The organism is Alteromonas sp. NFXS44 (genome assembly GCF_040148705.1).
GTDB lineage: Bacteria > Pseudomonadota > Gammaproteobacteria > Enterobacterales > Alteromonadaceae > Alteromonas.
The window spans coordinates 241,355-258,629 of record NZ_JAGDEA010000005.1 but is presented as its reverse complement, the minus strand read 5'-3'; the positions used below and the strand labels follow the sequence as shown (position 1 = coordinate 258,629).

The 17,275-nt window shown below is 47.5% G+C and carries 14 protein-coding genes; 1 reads left to right on the top strand and 13 read right to left on the bottom strand.

The window, feature by feature from the left end:
- Positions 1 to 25 precede the first annotated feature (25 nt).
- The 7 genes from fliG to J3369_RS06350 form a co-directional block, all read right to left on the bottom strand.
- On the bottom strand, positions 26 to 1,063 hold the full coding sequence (fliG, locus tag J3369_RS06380; protein WP_349585085.1) for a flagellar motor switch protein FliG: 1,038 nt from the start codon (positions 1,061 to 1,063) through the stop codon (positions 26 to 28).
- Positions 1,064 to 1,074: 11 nt separating this feature from the next.
- Positions 1,075 to 2,778, bottom strand: coding sequence for a flagellar basal-body MS-ring/collar protein FliF (gene fliF / locus J3369_RS06375; RefSeq protein WP_349585082.1), 1,704 nt, complete (start codon positions 2,776 to 2,778; stop codon positions 1,075 to 1,077).
- Between the two features lie 14 nt (positions 2,779 to 2,792).
- Positions 2,793 to 3,128, bottom strand: a complete 336-nt coding sequence (gene fliE, locus J3369_RS06370; RefSeq protein ID WP_119500563.1) for a flagellar hook-basal body complex protein FliE — start codon at positions 3,126 to 3,128, stop codon at positions 2,793 to 2,795.
- Positions 3,129 to 3,364: 236 nt separating this feature from the next.
- Positions 3,365 to 4,711, bottom strand: coding sequence for a sigma-54-dependent transcriptional regulator (locus J3369_RS06365; protein WP_349585078.1), 1,347 nt, complete (start codon positions 4,709 to 4,711; stop codon positions 3,365 to 3,367).
- Complete coding sequence (locus J3369_RS06360; RefSeq protein ID WP_349585075.1) at positions 4,708 to 5,844, bottom strand: sensor histidine kinase; 1,137 nt, start codon at positions 5,842 to 5,844, stop codon at positions 4,708 to 4,710. Before J3369_RS06360 ends, J3369_RS06365 begins: the two co-directional genes overlap by 4 nt.
- 117 nt (positions 5,845 to 5,961) lie before the next feature.
- Positions 5,962 to 7,446 carry a sigma-54 dependent transcriptional regulator gene (locus J3369_RS06355; RefSeq protein WP_303574376.1) on the bottom strand — a complete coding sequence of 495 codons (1,485 nt, stop codon included), beginning with the start codon at positions 7,444 to 7,446 and terminating at the stop codon, positions 5,962 to 5,964.
- A 154-nt stretch (positions 7,447 to 7,600) separates the two neighbouring features.
- Entirely contained in the window at positions 7,601 to 8,404 is an 804-nt protein-coding gene (locus J3369_RS06350; protein WP_119500559.1) for a flagellin N-terminal helical domain-containing protein, read from the bottom strand.
- Between the two features lie 261 nt (positions 8,405 to 8,665).
- On the opposite strand from J3369_RS06350, the gene J3369_RS06345 reads away from it, so the two are divergent.
- Positions 8,666 to 12,181 carry a motility associated factor glycosyltransferase family protein gene (locus J3369_RS06345; RefSeq protein ID WP_303574378.1) on the top strand — a complete coding sequence of 1,172 codons (3,516 nt, stop codon included), beginning with the start codon at positions 8,666 to 8,668 and terminating at the stop codon, positions 12,179 to 12,181.
- Positions 12,182 to 12,184: 3 nt separating this feature from the next.
- On the opposite strand, the gene J3369_RS06340 is transcribed toward J3369_RS06345, so the two are convergent.
- The 6 genes from J3369_RS06340 to J3369_RS06315 are packed head-to-tail and all read right to left on the bottom strand — an operon-like array spanning position 12,185 to position 17,117.
- The gene (locus J3369_RS06340; RefSeq protein ID WP_349585069.1) at positions 12,185 to 12,973 is read right to left on the bottom strand and encodes a sulfotransferase; all 789 of its coding nucleotides are present in this window, start codon (positions 12,971 to 12,973) and stop codon (positions 12,185 to 12,187) included.
- Entirely contained in the window at positions 12,970 to 13,932 is a 963-nt protein-coding gene (locus J3369_RS06335; RefSeq protein ID WP_303574380.1) for a radical SAM/SPASM domain-containing protein, read from the bottom strand. Before J3369_RS06335 ends, J3369_RS06340 begins: the two co-directional genes overlap by 4 nt.
- Positions 13,917 to 14,846 (bottom strand): class I SAM-dependent methyltransferase, encoded by a 930-nt coding sequence (locus J3369_RS06330; RefSeq protein ID WP_303574381.1) that lies wholly within the window; start codon positions 14,844 to 14,846, stop codon positions 13,917 to 13,919. Before J3369_RS06330 ends, J3369_RS06335 begins: the two co-directional genes overlap by 16 nt.
- Complete coding sequence (locus tag J3369_RS06325; protein ID WP_349585064.1) at positions 14,846 to 15,928, bottom strand: hypothetical protein; 1,083 nt, start codon at positions 15,926 to 15,928, stop codon at positions 14,846 to 14,848. The genes J3369_RS06330 and J3369_RS06325 overlap by 1 nt, the downstream gene beginning before the upstream one ends.
- Positions 15,929 to 15,976: 48 nt before the next feature.
- On the bottom strand, positions 15,977 to 16,768 hold the full coding sequence (locus tag J3369_RS06320; protein ID WP_349585061.1) for a glycosyltransferase family 2 protein: 792 nt from the start codon (positions 16,766 to 16,768) through the stop codon (positions 15,977 to 15,979).
- Positions 16,758 to 17,117: a RapZ C-terminal domain-containing protein gene (locus J3369_RS06315; RefSeq protein WP_474851034.1), complete on the bottom strand. Its 360-nt coding sequence runs from the start codon at positions 17,115 to 17,117 to the stop codon at positions 16,758 to 16,760. Before J3369_RS06315 ends, J3369_RS06320 begins: the two co-directional genes overlap by 11 nt.
- Between the last annotated feature and the right edge of the window lie 158 nt (positions 17,118 to 17,275).

Below are 17,275 nucleotides of genomic sequence, written 5' to 3'. Positions count from 1 at the left end.
CACCCGCTAACTGCACAAGCACTTATCACAGGAATTCTTCGCCACCGCCGCCGCCCAGCATAATTTCACCGGAGTCAGCCAGACGTCTGGCAACAGACAGAATTTCTTTTTGCGCAGTTTCCACTTCAGACAAGCGCACTGGACCCAGCGCTTCGAGATCATCCAGCATCATTTCAGCAGCCCGCTTAGACATATTGCCGGTAATCTTATTCTTCAATTCTTCATCCGCACCCTTAATCGCTTTCAGTAATGAATCCTGATTAACTTCACGCAGAATAGCCTGAATACCTCTGTCATCAACGTCAATCAGGTTATCGAAGACAAACATCAGATCCTGGATCTGCTGACTCATTTCCTCATCCTGCTCGCGGATAGCATCCATCAACTGTCCTTCAATGGACGTATCGAGGTAGTTCATGATGTCGGCAGCAGACTTCAGGCCACCCATTTTTGCTGCCTGAGTCCCGGCCTGACCGGCAAACTGTTTCTCCATGATCTCGTTCAGTTCCTGCAGTGCCGCCGGCTGCACTTCTTCCAGGTTGGCGATACGCATTAACAAATCGAGACGGACTTTTTCAGGAAACTGTGCCAAAATCTCAGCACTTTGTTCCGGCTCAAGGTAAGACAATACAATGGTCTGGATTTGGGGGTGCTCGTTCCGGATAATACTGGCAACCTGTTTGGAATCCATCCATTTGAGAGAATCCAGGCCTTTTGCACCACTGCCCATGAGAATTTGGTCAATCAGGTTTGCCGCTTTATCTTCACCTAATGCCGCAGTCAGCGCCCGTTTAACGAAGTCCTGGCTCTGGAATCCGATGGTACTGTAATTTTGAATTTCCTCGATGAAATGCTTATGCACCGCCGTAATTTTCGGCTGTGTCATGTCTTCAATTTTTGCCATTTCACCGCCGAGCTTCTGCACTTGCTTCGGCTCCAGGTGTTTTAAAATTTGCGCAGCATCTTCTTCCGATAAGCTCAGTAACAGGATGGCGGCTTTCTCCACCCCTTCTAATTTACTGATATCGTAACTTTGTTGGCCTTGAGCCATTTCATCAGGCATTACGTTGAACCTTAATCATCCAGTGTCAACCAGCCCTTAACAACCTGTGCAGACAACTCCGGCTCATTGGCCACCAGTGCACGCACGGCTTTAAGAACATCTTCATCTTTATGCAGATCCGGCAGCATCAGTGAGCCGTCCGGTGCAAAGCCAACCTGTGCTTCGTCGAAATCCTGACTCAGCATGCTGATGGTATCATCACCCAGGTCGAGACTTTCATCTGCATCAAACTCGTCGGTGTTTTTCGATTCATCAGGGTTGATAAGACGACGTAACATGGGTCTTATCACGAAGATAATCAATACAATGATGATCAACCCACCCATTACCAGTTTAAGTATAGGTAAAATTTCAGGACGTTCCCAGAAAGGCACCTCTTCAACACCTTCTGCATCCATCCGTGTGAACGGCACACTGACGACTTCCAGAGAATCTCCGCGGGCGACGTCGAATCCTATACCACCCTGCAGCAGACGGCGGATATTCAGCAGTTGCTCCTGACTTTTCGGTGCGGTGGTGACACTGCCGTCTTCAGCAACGGTACGATCGTGATCCACCGCCACAGACACACTGAGACGTCTGATCACACCGGTTTGCTTTTTGGTATGGCTGATAGTGGTATCCAGCTCATAGTTTTTCGTGGACTCGCGGTTGCTGCGTCCGGGGACCGGCGCTGTCTGACCATCCTGTCCGATGGCATTTTCAGGAATATTGGACTCCAGCGGCGGCTGATTACTCAGCGCGCCGGGGATACCGCCGGCTATGGAGCCAACGGAATTTGATTCCACGGTCATTTCACTGCGTACAGCTGGCAGGTCCGGATTGTATGTACGCTGGGTTTGCTCCATGGCCGTAAAGTCCATGGAAATATCAGCCTGCGCCGTATAATTACCGATCCCGAGAATGGGGATCAGGATAGCATCAATTTTCTCCAGATATTCCTGTTCACGCTGGCGCTCGATTTCATATTCTTTCCGCGCCCTTGCACTCATGGAATCCTGCGAACCGGAATTCAGCAGACGTCCATTGCTGTCTGTAACGGTAACCCGTGACGGCTCCATGCCCTGCACAGCGGAAGCGACGATATCCACCACCGCATCCACTTCTTCACCGGCAATCACTTTGCCACGTTTGGCCGTGAGCACAACAGTAGCACTGGCTTTCTTTTCCCGGCGGGCAAACACGTTTTCTTTTGGCATAGCCAATAACACACGGGCCTTCTGGACGCTGGCCATGTCTTCGATAGTGGTTGCAATCTGTTGTTCGCGGGCGTGTTTAAGACGCTCCATCTCTACCCGTTGCGATACACCGAATCCCATATCCTGCATGATGATATCGGTGCCGGCATCTCCCGCACGGGTAAGTCCCTGACGGGTCATTCCCAGCCGCACATCCTGAAACTCGTCGCTGCGCACATATATGGTATTACCTTCCAGCTTGTATTCGATTTGACTGGCATCCAGGTAATCCAGTGTTTCGATAAGCTCTTCGGTTTCCATTTTCGCCAACGGCCGGAAATCCGGTTCCTGTGCCCACAATAAAATGAAAATGGCGATGGCCACACAAATCACCAGTACAACGACCAGTGCCATCTGGCGCACCATGTCGGCACTGCCCAGCGTGTCCATGAATCCGGATTTGTTCTCCGCGTCTGAACCGCCGGTTTCGCCGGTTGAGTCGCTGACTGTCAGGTTAGTACCTGTTGCTTCGGCCATGACGTACTACTCCACTACACCGGCATGTTCATGATAGTTTTATAAGCTTCGAGCACCTTGTTGCGTACCTGAACGGTCGCTTCAAAGGCAATGCCTGCTTTTTCTTTGGTCAGCATGACTTCGGCAAGACTTAATGACGGGTCGCCCATCTCAAAGCGTTGTTGCATTGATTTTGATTCCATCTGCATGTTGTTCACACCTTCAACGGCCTGTTTCAACATGGCTGAAAAATCGCTGGCAGAGGCATTTTTTACTTCGAGTGCCTGTTCGGGCATCTCTGTAGCCTGCAGACGAGTCTGGCCGATCATTGATTGCATCTCCTGATACAAACTGTTGGCTTTAACGTCCATACCCCACTCCTCGTTATAATGCTTATCGTCAGAAAGCTGTCTGACACTGGTTCTTAAACAGACAAAAGCAAAAGCAATACCAACTTTTATTTTTCAATTTAATCAGCAAGTTAGAAAGAATGCCAAATTAATGACACAGGCAGGAGAGAAAAACGAAAAAAGCCACGGCGGCTGCCGTGGCAAGAGGCTTTAGTGTGAAACACACACTTGCAATGAATATATTGATGCAATATTAATCAGGCAGGAACGTCGATACCTTCTTCCCGCATTCTGGCCAGTTTATAGCGCAGGGTACGGGGACTGATACCAAGCTTTTCAGCCACATCTTTACGTTTCCCTTTACACAACTGCAGTGTATCCAGGATTATCTGATGTTCCTGATGACGCAGCTCAGAACCGAGCTTACTGTCGTCGGTAACCACTTCATCAGCCTGAATACTGTGGCTTGCCAGTGTAGCCGCCATATCAATCATCAGATCAGAGGATTCGATAACTTCACCGTCACACAGGATTAAAGCGCGCTGGATAACATTTTCCAGTTCCCGCACATTGCCCGGCCAGTCATACTGAACCAGCTTGTTTCTGGCAGCACCGGACAAACGCAGCGTACTTTCTCGCTGACCGCCGGTATGACGCTGGATCAGGTGTTCGGCCAGCGGAACAATATCACCCGGCCTTTTCGCCAGCGGCAACCAGACCACCGGGAAAACATTCAGGCGATAATATAAATCTTCGCGGAACTCCCCCGCCTCTACAGCCTGACGCAAATCCCGGTTACTGGTGGCAATGACACGGACATCCAGTGCAATGGTCTTGCGTCCGCCCAGGCGCTCGACCTCTTTTTCCTGTAGTACACGCAGTAATTTCGCCTGCAGAGCCAGGGCCATTTCGGTAATTTCATCCAGCAGAATAGTGCCGTTCTGCGCCTGCTCAAATTTGCCGGGACATGCCTGAACCGCACCGGTAAAGGCACCTTTTTCATAGCCAAACAATGTGGCTTCCAGCATATTTTCAGGAATAGCCGCGCAGTTGATCGCCACGAAGGCCTCCGCAGCGCGGGATGACTGATCGTGGATATAACGTGATAACACTTCTTTACCGGAACCGCTTGGCCCCAGTACCATTACCGTGGCATCAGAACCGGCAACTTTGCGGGACAACTCCAGCAATCTGAGACTGCCGGGATCTGCCGCAATGGGCGTACGGGACTCAATTTTATGTGCCGGCGCATAGCGGCTGACCAGATTCAGCAGTACCTCAGGAGCAAACGGCTTGGACAGATAATCTGTCGCTCCGTCACGCATGGCCTGAACCGCATCATCAATGGTGGCATACGCCGTCATCAGCAATACCGGTAACTGGGGATAACGGGCTTTGATATTCTTCAGCAGGGTCAGACCGTTCATGTCACCCATCTGAATGTCACTGACGACGAGATCAACTTTCTCCGCAGCCAGCTGAATCAGTGCATTTTCTGCAGAAGCCGCAGCAATAACCCGGTAATCAGCCAGTTTCAGCGTGTCATTTAATGCTTCACGCAACCCCGCGTCGTCTTCAACAATCAAAATAGTAGAGTGGCTCATACAAGGTCTCCTGTATTCTCAGGGGATAAAGTGGTCCGGGCAACAGGCAGCGTCATGGTGAAGCATGCTCCCTGTCCCTCTAAATTAGTCACACCAAGCCGGCCTTTGTGTGCATTCACAACAGATTTCACTACCGCGAGTCCCAGGCCCGTGCCATGGGTTTTCGTAGTGAAAAACGGTTCAAAAATTTTCTGGCGCACAGCTGCCGGAACACCCGGGCCCTCATCAATAACAGAAACAGCAATGTGTTCACCGCTGCAAACGGCATTGACGTAGACCGTCCCGCCGGCTTCACTGACCTGACAGGCATTATGTACAAGATTAAGTAACGCTCCCTGCAGGGCGGTAATATTGCCGGTAAGTGTGGCGTCAGTACTGAAACCGCTGACGGAGAAATTCACGCCGGCCTGACGGGTCATGGTTTCTGCAACAGGAACAATGGCATCTTCAAGTTGTGCAGGTGTCAGTACAGACACGACCTGATCTTCACCGGATTTGGCGAACAGCAGCATATCGTTTACCTGACTCTCCAGCTCTTTCAGGCGGTCGGTGAGTTTACCGGCAAAATCGACTGTGGCCGCTTCCCCGAGGCCCTTGCGTTTCATATTAGCGGCGTACAACATCGCAGCAGAAAGCGGCGTGCGGATTTGATGCGCCAGTGACGCCACCATTTTGCCCAGCGCTGATAAGCGCTGCATGTGGCTGACTCTGGCCTGCAATTGCCGGGTTTCGGTAAGATCGGTCAGTACAATAAGCTGGCCCGGCTCGTTATCAAGAGGGGTAATGGATAGCTTTACCCGGCGGCCGTCAATTAATGACACTTCATGGCCGTCGTCCGCACGGGGTTTAAATGAACGGGCAATGATGGTTCGCCAGAGCTGGCCCTCGAGGGGTTCACCTAACAGTGACTTAGCCTGACCGTTCGCCTGACGCACAATCCCCTGCCCGTCAATGACGATAACGCCGGCAGGCATGACCTGCAATAAATGAGATAAACGACTGGCCTGCTTTTTAAGCACATCAATATCATCACTACTGCTTTCCGCCTGTGCAGAATGCGCGTAATGATAGTCAGATAAATGTACGGATGCTTCGCCGGCAGCGGCTGCGTAGCTATGCCCATCGTATGTCATGATAACCCTCGTCAAAAAGCAGACATTACGTCCTGACTGGGTTAATGCATTTGATGTGCCAGTATTATTTTACATTTAAAACAGTATGTTATAGAAGTTTTGTAAAGAAGTTTAAAGTCAATTATCTGACGATACCGACTCTTCGCGCTGAATTTCATACTTGCGCATCTTTTCAACCAGAGTGGTTCTGCGCATACCCAGTTTATCAGCAGCACGGGCAACAACCCAGTCCTGCTGATCCAGAGCCTGTATGATCAGGTTAATTTCCAGCTCCGACAGATACTCTTTAAGATTTACGCCCTCTTCCGGTAGCTGTGAAGACTCAGCGCCTTCTTCACGGGGGACAGCATAAGCCGAATCTTCAACCGGTGAACGTAAATCTTCTGAAGCAGCTGACTCGGCGAACAATTCATTGAATGCATCGCGTTCCAGCAACTCTTCAGGATAGTCCGGCTCGTAAGCCTGAATTTCACCGTACTGATACTTAGGCGGCAAGTCCTGAATATCAACGATTTGATTAGGGAACAGTATACTCAGCCGCTCTACCAGATTAGACAGCTCACGGACATTACCCGCCCAGTCATGTTCCATTAAAGAGGAAATAGCCATTTCGGTGAATTTAACTACCGATACGCCGTCACCCTGAATACGGCTGATTAATTCCTGCAGCAATAACGGGATGTCTTCGCGGCGTTCACGAAGTGCAGGACTGTCGATGGGAAACACGTTCAGGCGATAATAAAGATCCTCACGGAACTTATCGTCTTTAATCATGTTTTCCAGGTTACGGTGGGTGGCAGCAACAATACGTACATTGGCTTTTATCGGTGTATGACCACCAACACGCTCAAATGTCCGTTCCTGCAATACCCGTAGCAATTTAACCTGCATTTGCAGCGGCATGTCACCTATTTCGTCAAGAAACAGTGTTCCGCCTTCTGCCAGTTCAAAGCGTCCTTTCCGTGCACTGATTGCACCGGTAAATGCGCCTTTCTCGTGGCCGAATAATTCACTTTCTAACAGTTCACCGGGTATGGCACCACAGTTGACCGGAATAAACGGGCCTTCTTTACGCTCAGACATAAAGTGAACGTTACGGGCGATAACCTCTTTACCGGTACCGGATTCACCCAGAATCAGCACGGTGGCATCGGTCGGGGCAACCTGCTCAACCAGTTTACGTACAGTCTGGATTTGCTGGCTGCGGCCAACTAGGCTACGGAAAAGACGGGTTTTCAGGCCAGCTGTTTTTACCGGGCCCGGGCGGTGACGGGAATATTCCTGGCAACGGTGAATTGCCTGAGTCAGAACAGGATAAGTAACAGGCAGTGTAGCGGTACTGACCAGATTGCAATTCGGTGCAATAAGGCCATCCTGCGCCTGAATAGCGACAAACGGGATGTGGGGAAACTGCGCCACCAGGTTTTGAACCTGGTCAGCTCTGGCGTAATCAATCATGACCGCTTCAACGGTATGGGTATTCAGATAGCCGTAGCTATCCTCAAAAGATTGCCCGTAGCAAGCTTCCCCCATGAACGTGATAACGGTTTCTAATTTTTGAATGAGTTCGCCGTCATCACTAACGAGCAGAATTTCCTTCATCTATTCCCCGAGAACGCATTTTTATTATTTACAGTTTAGCGCATCTGCATGATTGTAGCGGTAAAAGATCAGTTCGCAAACACTGATTCTTGTTCCTGAAGCAAAAAAAGCAGGTTTAACCTGCCTTTTTGATTAAAACGTAATCACACCCGTTCTAGTTTAACAATGCCAGAACCTGTCCCTGCTGTTGGTTCGCCTGTGCCTGCACAGAAGTAGCAGCCTGACCCAGTACGCTGTTAGAGATATTTTCTGATACCGCCTGCGCATAGTCCAGATCCTGAATTCGGCTACGGGCTGCAGACACGTTCACATCGGCTTCACTGAGGTTTCTTGCCGTACTGGCCAGTGCATTCTGTGTCGCACCGAGATCTGCGCGGAATCCGCCCACTGACTCAACGGCTTCATCAGCCGCCTGCAACGCAGCATCCAAATCGCCGGAAGTGATATCAATATTCAAAATACCGGACAGATTGCCGGCAACATCAGAAGTGCGTACGCCCACGGACTGATCAGGATTTGCCCCCACCTGAAAATTAATTTCCCCTTCAGCACTCAGCAGAGGCTTGCCGCCAAAGGTCGTCTGATCGATTGTTTGCGAGATATTATCCTGCAACTGGGTAATTTCAGACTGTATCGCCTGACGATCGGCATCATTCAGTACGCCGCTGCCGGCTTGCAAGGTGAGTTCGCGGATACGGTTGACGTCGTCATTAATGCCGGACAAGCCACTTTCCGCAACCTGCGCCAGCGAGATACCGTCATAGGCATTATTGATTGCCTGACGGTTGCCTTCTACCTGAGAAGTAAGACGGTCGATGATTTGCTGCGCAGCCGCACCGTCGGCAGCACTGTTAATGCGTTTGCCCGACGCCAGTTTCTCCATCAGGCTGGTTTGTTTTTCCTGCACCTGCTGAAGTAATGATGTTGTCGATGACGAATTGCTGTTGAAATTGATCATACACGCCTCCTCTATGACGAAGTATAGCAGATCTGTGATAACACAATGGTTAACTTTAAGGTTATGAGGATGAATTACAAGGTATGGAGTTCCATAACCAAAATTCACAGGTGTTGCCGGCTGTTTGCTCAACCGGATATTGATAACCGGCAACCCTCATCAGGCATTGAAGGTTCTTATAAATCAATTAACTTCACCGGCTTGCCCTGCCGGGTAGTTCGGCATAACATTTATGTTTTCCGATGATTAAAGTTCCCGTCAATGATCATAAACGATATAAGAATTCACCTGCATGCTGATGAAGAGATCCAGAAATCTATCGAGGCCGAAAATGCAGAAACATTGATCAAGACATACAAAAAAGGCCTGCAAACGCTGAAGATCAACATGCCTCAGCTCGCCTCTCTTGTAGAAAATGAACGTAGCAGCAACATATCCGTTTTTTGTAATAAATTTGGCGAACTTAATATCATTGATTACGGCGCAGGGCAGGCATTCTATGGTTTGCATCCTGAACAGGAAGTGTGCTCCCATGTAGACAGCTGGGCCAGCCATGCAGCCAAAAAGTATTCTCTTAAATCACCCCCCTCTCCGGATAAATCTTCACGGCTGGAAAACGCCCCCCTGGTGAAAGGTGACACCATCGACACACTGGTTAGTCTCGGGCTGGGCGGCGGAATACATATTGAATACTTATTAACTGAATATTCAATTCGCCACCTCATTATATATGAGCCGGAGATTCAGTATTTCAAAGCATCACTGATGATGTGCGACTGGAGCAGAATATTTTCTGTAGCCCGGGACAATAATACCCTGCTCTTTTTCATGCCACAAAATAACGGCAACACCATTGTTGATGACCTGCTTGAACTTAAACAGCACGAAAACATTAACGACTTCTACCTCTATAAACATTATAGCACGCCGGTTTCCGACGCTATTTTCCGTGCTTTCAGCGAAGATGACTGGGCGGTTCTTTCTGCACAAAACCTTAATGTAGAAAAGTACATTCGCCGTGATGTACTCAAGCCCGTATGGTCAACCGTTTATCTGGACCCTGACACACACGAAGCGTTAAATGATACCGCTCCCCGGTTTGTTGAAAACCTGAAGGCGTTTAAGAAGTACTTTCCGGATATTTTTGACGAATTTAAGGAATTTACCCCGGCATACTGGTTTCCGGTGAAATGCGAAAACGGTGACATTAACTTACTCGATAAAACAGATAACACGCTGTTTTTATCGAATCCGCGCACAGAAGGTGAGCTTAATCAGCAAAACTTTGCCAGATATCCCCACAAAGATGGTTTAATCATGGGATACACAGGAGGTAAGTTAAATGACTACCTCCATTATCAGTATGTTGAAGAAACAGAAGGCTTGCTGGACAAACTGCATGAGACAAAGAGTAATTTACCAGAAGAGATAAAATCTCTGATTCTTTTTGGCCTTGGCTTTGGTTATCAGCTTGAAGCGTTGCTCGCGTCCCACTCTGTGAATAAGCTATTTATTTGTGAACCTGACCGCGACTTTTTCTACGCCTCACTATTTGCCATCGACTGGCAGGCAATTTTCGATCAGACAGAAGCCATTGAAGGCAGGCTGTATGTCAATATAGGAGACGATGGCAGCAATCTGTCCAACGATTTAACTCATCAGTTCTATGCCGTCGGCCCTTATAATCTGGTCGACACATATTTCTATCAAAGTTACTTCAATCCCACGCTGTCTCACGCGATAGCGAATATGCGTGAGCATCTCCAGTTGCTCATCAGCATGGGCGAATATTTTGACCATGCCAGATTTGGAATTTCGCATACCAAAGAAATGATTTTGCGCGGTTCGCCCATCCTCACTAAGAAAGCATTGCGGCCTGTTCCGGCTGACATTGCCGATGTCCCGGTATTCATTGTGGGTAACGGCCCTTCTCTTGATGCCAGTATTGAGGCAATAAAGGAGTGGCGGGATTCTTCCATAGTTATCTCTTGCGGCACTGCGCTCATGCCACTGGAAAAAGCCGGCATCACGCCTGATTATCACGCGGAAATAGAACAAAACCGCTCCACATTCGACTGGTGCTCAAGAGTGGGAGCCTTCGATTATCTAAAGAAAATCACACTGATCTCCTGTAACGGCATCCATCCTGATACTTCAGATCTTTTTGGTAAAACACTGATTGCGTTTAAAGACGGGGAGTCTTCAACAGTATCCAGCCTTGAAGTGCTCGGACGGGAGAATTATACCGAACTTAAATTTGCCTACCCTACCGTAGCCAACTTAGTGAATAACCTTTTCTGTGAACTTGGCTTTACTCAGTTATATCTGTTCGGTATTGACCTGGGGTTCGCCGACGACACCTATCATCACAGTAAGGACTCAGGTTACTACGACGAAGACGGTAATGAAATTTACGATTATCGTGAAGCCAACAACACAGCAATTAAAACCAGAGGAAACTTCCGTCCGTTCGTTTTTACCAAATACGAATTCAAGATGTCCAGGACAATACTGGAACAGGTTTACTCAAAATATCAGGGTTCAACCTGTTACAACACCAGCGATGGCGCGTTCATCAATGGTACGTCTCCACTGGCTCCGGATTTAATATTAACCACATCAACTCCTCAAGCCAGGGAAGCATCCCGGACCTTCATCGATACGCTGGCCTTCCGGCCCGTCAGCAATACTGCACAATTTGCAGAAACATACAATGAGCGCTATCAGACTGACAGTTTCAGAAACGAAGCAGAAAAATTACGGTCATTAATAGACAGTACAGAGGCTACCGCCACAGCAGTGGAAAGATTGGTTGATGCGCAAAGAAAGCTGATTTTTGATTCCTATTCGAATGGCAAGTCACTGCTGTTCTATCTGCTTCACGGGACTGTGAACTACACCAATGCCTTTTTGATAAAAGTTATCGCCTCAGACGAAGCTGAAACCCTGCTGCCTGCAGCACTGGAAAGCTGGAAGAAGTGGTCGGAAATTCTGATTAATGACTACCTTGAAGCGCCTGACGCATATGATTTGATATCTTCTTTCCGCCACTTACGGATAGCGAGTTATACGAAAAAATATGCCCTCGTCAGAAACTGCAGATTCTGGTTCCCTGAAAGTAACCCGTGGTTCGAAAAAGCCTACACAGACTTTTTTAACCATGGTACGAATGCCAGTAATTCTGCACCGACAGAACTTATCCTTTTCAGCAGGGTATGGAATGATGACAGTATCGATAAAGCAAATCAGATAATCCTTCGAACACCCTGCGATATGATTTTCATTGGTGTTTGCAGTTTTGAGCAGTTGCAAAACTGGCGGTCCCGCGAAGATACGCCCGAAACAGGTGTTAGTTATTACTACTATCCCTCATTGCATGATAACACCAGTACACAAGATGCAGAGATACTGGCAGGAGAGCTACCTTTCTTTGCACCTGTATACCATGCAAGGCAAATGTCTTTGATGAGAAAAAATATTGCCCGGTCCTGTATTTTCATCCAAAAGTTACGCTTTGCCAATGTGCCGTCAGATACGATGCTTACCGAAATCAACAATCAATTATCACTCTTCGATGGCTTCAAATGTTTTATCGACTTCGGTAATTATCTGGCTATTCCTTTAAGTGCTGATCACTACAAGACTATTGGTGTAGATATAAAAGGTGACAGGGGTAAGATCAGAAACAGGAGCATGCGGGCAGACGACCTGTATTTTGAACTGACAGAAGAAGCGTACAGTAAACAGAAAAGGTGGTTGAAGAGCCTGGACTTCTGATAGTTAGTGCTGCCAGAGAGATGGTTCGAAATCAGGGCACATTTTCAGCAGTTCACGGGCACACGCTTTCAGATCATTTTTAACTACTTCAGGAAGAACAAGGTCGGCGACCAGATTACTATCGGCGGTATTGATCTGAACATCAGCATTATTTAACTCGAAACGCTGTAGCCCGAGAAAATCTGTCATTTTATCATATTGTGTCTGAATATCTGCAGCATTTTGTTCGTATTGCAGGCACAGTAGCTTAAGTCCCGCAACATTCTGCAATTCATGTAAGAGAGTTGGATAACGCATAATCTGCGCAAACAAAGACGGTATTGCATCGTAATTAAGATACATAAAGCGGGATGCATCGTCGTCTTTGAGCATCTTCTTTGCTCTGTTACGCATCAGTTGATTTAGCCAGGAATTCAAAGTGTCAATCGGATCCCGAAACAAAAGTAAATACCGGGCTTCAGGAAAATCCCCGATCAATCGCTTTAAAGCAAACGGGTGAGAAAGATATAGCGTTGACCATTCTCCGGTTACTGTTCCGGAATCTTCTGAGGTAAAGCCTCTCTGATATTGTTGTTTCAACTCTTCTGCATTTTCTTCAGGCCAGTTGTGACAGTAATAACAAGTTTCTTTAACACCAAAATTATTATCTTTAATCTGAGGGTGCATCATCAACAAGTGATACCACCAGGAGGTTCCCGCTTTGGGCGTTCCCAGCCCAATGAAATAAGGGGGGGCACCCTCTGCACATTCCCCCACCATGAGCGGCTTCAGCATTTGCGACGGATAACTCATTCCCCCCCCTTTACTCTGATAATACCTTCCCAGAAATTACTGTCTGTACAGGTTTTGCAAGGCGTTACATCGTTTCCGCAACCTGTTTTCTTCTGCAGTGTCCGCGCCTCATCTGAGTAATAAATATTATATAAAGAGTTTTCCATTATATTGCCAAGTCGCAAATCCATATTTACATCGAGGTTGCACGGAGATACATTCCCCTGCCAGTCCAGCTGACACATTTTCAAGTCCCATACATTGCAACTTCCGTGGGTGATTGAGGGATCGCTGATTTTCCCACCGTATGACAAAACAGGCTTTACGATAATTTCGTCCCTTTCTCCGAGAAACGGCTGCCAGAAATCGATGAAACGTTGCGATTGTCCTTTGTTGTACTGACTTTCTACAAACACTAACCTGGTCGGGCGGTGATCTGGCATAGAAAACCATAACTTCATTTTGTCATGAATAGCTTTGAGCCGGTCCGTTTTTATACTCTTCCCACTCAGGTCTTTCACCCGACCGGGCCTGGCAACATCAAACACATCGCTGTCTATCGCGTCAATACTCAACCGTACCTGGTCCATCCGCGCATGGATCCACGTGCGCATAGTCTTTTCGTCCATCAATGACATGTTGGTGTTAGTAACAAGTTGGAAGTGCTGCCTCCCTGCCAGAATGTCCAGGAAATCGTGATATTTGGGGTGGAGTGTCTGTTCGCCAAAGAAATTGAGCTCCACCATTTTGGCAACCCGCTCACATTCATCGACAACTCTCCGGAAGACCGCTACAGAAATATTTCCTATTGCTCTGTCATAGGCAGCCCCGGCAGGCTGTGGCTTTTTCGCATAACGATAAGACTGCGGGCATATAGGACATCTAAAATTGCACGCATTAGTCAGCTCCAGTCCAACGATCAGACGCTTGTCCGGTGCGGCAACAGGTGATGAATCCAGCAGAGCTATTTCTTGTGACATAGGAATGATCTGCCGGTTGCCGAATAGCATCTGAATTCAGATACTTCCCACTCAGGATGAATATCCATCCATTCAATCAGCGCTCTTTTTTCACCTTTAGAGCTGTCACCCCACATAGAATCATAATCATCCAGCAGTAAGATAAAGTTATCTGCCAGATGGGGAGTTGCAAATTCGAGCGCATGCAAAGCGGCAGGATAAACATCGCAGTCGATGTGAATAATTCCGAACTGATGCTTTACTGCTTCATGCTTGTCCGGTGTTTCCAGAGAGGTATCAAAGTCACATTCAACAAGTGAAAGACGGCTCTCCTCCCCCCCAGCCAAAGTAAAATTCAGCAACAAGGTTTCTTTATTAGCGTAATAGTCACCAGTTTGATAGAAAAAGTCTTCACCCGGCGCTTTTCCGAGTATTCCTTTAAACGAATCAAAGGCATAAAAATGTTGAAGATTGTTTTGAAACAGTTGCCACGCTAATGTACAGGTTCTGCCATCAAATACACCAAACTCGCCATACGCCAGTTTTTGACTGTCCAGCTGTTTAATACCTTTCAGAAAGTCACTGCACAACTGAAACATACCAGCATAAGAAAGGCCACGCTGGCTGACATCCGGTTGTGTAAAGAAAATATCTCTGGCATTCCCGAAAACAACCGGAATTCCCTTATCTTTAAAATGATTCAGTTGCTTACTGGTTTCAAGGGCGCGCTGTAAATCCATTTCAAAAACAATGATCAAACCAGGCGGTGTCATCACTTCCTGAATGTCGTTCAACATTTCCAGACGCACACCATTACTTCCGGATAAGTTATTTTCAGCCAGAATCTGCTCAGCGCGTTTTAGTGCAGCAGCATCGCCGGAGACAATCAGCTTATTCTGATAACTGGTACTCACATAACGTGTCAGTGCGCCCATTAGTTTTGATCTCCGTACGTGAAAATACACTCTTCACTGATACCGTCAGCAAGCAGAGCCGCCTTAATGTCCGGACTATGTGCCAGACTGGCAACGACAATAAAGTAATTGTCTGCGTCTCTTTCTTTTACCTGGTATCCACCAATTTTACTTCCCGGTGTGCTATATGAGTCAAAGAAACAATCCACAGTAATACCATTTTCAGCGAAAACACCCGCGAGATATTCACCAAATTCGCAGGCTCCGTAAATGGCGACTTTTCTGCCTTCTGTTAGATACTTTCTTGCTGATACGACCATCTGCGGATATTTCGGCGATGTTTTACGGGTTAATGCTATTGAACCGAAGCCCAGAAAACGCCGGTTGTCGAAAGGAAATGGTCTCAGCTCGTTAATTTCTTCATCGTTGACTTTGTGATTATTCTCATAACCGTAGCACGCGTTATATTCACTGAAATGCCGTGTTATCCAGTCAGCTTCACGTCCCGTTATCAACGCCTGCTTAAAAGCCACCTTATCTGATGCCCCCGAATCAAGAGACTCAATGAACGAGGCGTTCGATTCTGCCACATAAGATATGGAATTTAAGTCCGTATTCGGGTTCAACATGGCTTTATCAAATGTTACAGGCAAGGCCTCCATCACTGCACGAAGTTGCGCTTCTGGCGACTCGATAAATTCTTCAAACTGAATCACCGGATAGCCAGAGTCCATAAACAGCCTCCAGTCTTCAAGAAAGCGCTGCATCCGTAAGAAAAGAGGGGGATCTTCAGCGGTCAGTCCGTTCAGACCGTACCATTTTTTCTTTAGCGACACCCATACATCAAACGGATTTCTGACGACCATCAGCGGATAAGGCTTATAACCATGCATTTCATATACACTGGCCACCTCTTGCCAGCGAAAGGCAATGGTCGTCATTTTCACAAAGGTTACCGGTGCGGTCACCGCTGACAGGTTAACTTCGATGCGGTCTGACGCCATATCGAGTATGCCATCCAGTTCAGGATGTTTTAAAAAAGCTGCTGAGACCAGCGTTGTACCACCGCTTTGTGTTCCTGTTGCCAGGATCATTGGTTTCATGTTCAGAACTGCCTTTATCTGTTATGTGCCGGCCGGCAACTCACGGCTTCAGCCACGCTCCCAGTATTTTCTGTGCGCAGCGTAAGTGTTATGTTCAATGTCATGCTCACGGGATGCTGTTTCCCAAAACTTTTCATCCCAGTCTTCGCCGTAATGCTCAACAAAATACTCCGCAGCGAAACGCTTTGCATTAGCGATATATTCTTCACGTGGGATAGTCTTAGTGGACTTGTTACCGTAGGTCGTCCCCCCAAGATGATGATAGGTCAGGAAATCATAATATGCGGCGAACCAGCCATCGGAATAAAGCCGGTAAGTGTATTCATGGATCGCTCCCCAGCAATATTTAAAGGTGTGATTTAAAAAGCCGTATTTATTCACAACGTCTCCGCGAATAAACAGCATCAGGTAATCCGATGTGGTGACTGGGCGGAGCCCTTTATTCTGAGGAATCGCCCCCGGATACTGCGCACCGTGTTCGGCAGGTGACATCATGGCGAGGCGCGGATTATCCTGCATAACATCAATCATTTCCTGAATAAAATCCGTCTTGTCTTCGACGAACACGTCATTCATGCAGAAAAGATAATAATCATAGGTTTTCTGCATGTTCAGGTAGTTCAGGCCCACGTTGTGGCCGAAACACTTACCTTTGAAGTCGTCATCGGTGTAGCAAATGGTATTAAACTCACTGAGGTTTGATACTTCCGTACCACACTCAACTACCAGAATATCTTTATTGCCAAAACTGTCGTTTCTGAAGTGCTCTACACTGCGGGTAACCAGATCCTTCCTGTTCCGTGAAACAATGATAATCGCAACGCTCGGACTACTGCTCATTTTTCCACTCCCGGTGAATAACTTCCACGTCTTTCCCTGCGGCCCGCAGGCGCGCAGCTACGTGCTCTACAATGATGGCAGAACGGTGACGTCCGGCATTACAGCCAAGCGCTACACGAGCATCATCATCGAGGGTTACGATAACGTTTAACATAGGGAGAAGTGCCGAGATAAAGTCATTTACAGCCGGCTGACTCAGTACATAGTCCACCATTTCGTCATCTGGCTTGTCGAATAAATTCCAGCGACTTTCACGGGCAGGATTCTTGGCGAAACTGACGTCAAAATAATAATTCGAGTTTGGGATACCATATTTAAACCCAAAACTAATAAGTGTAATTTTTTGCATATGGCCCCTCGAACCTATGTTCACTCAGCGATTTAATCTTCAGGCAATTATACCTGTCTGTCATTTCAGATCAGGCTGTGTATTAATGTTATCGGCCGGAATCCGTTATAACTTTACTTTTGTTGGTACTTACTCCGGCTATGGGTTCAATCATCACT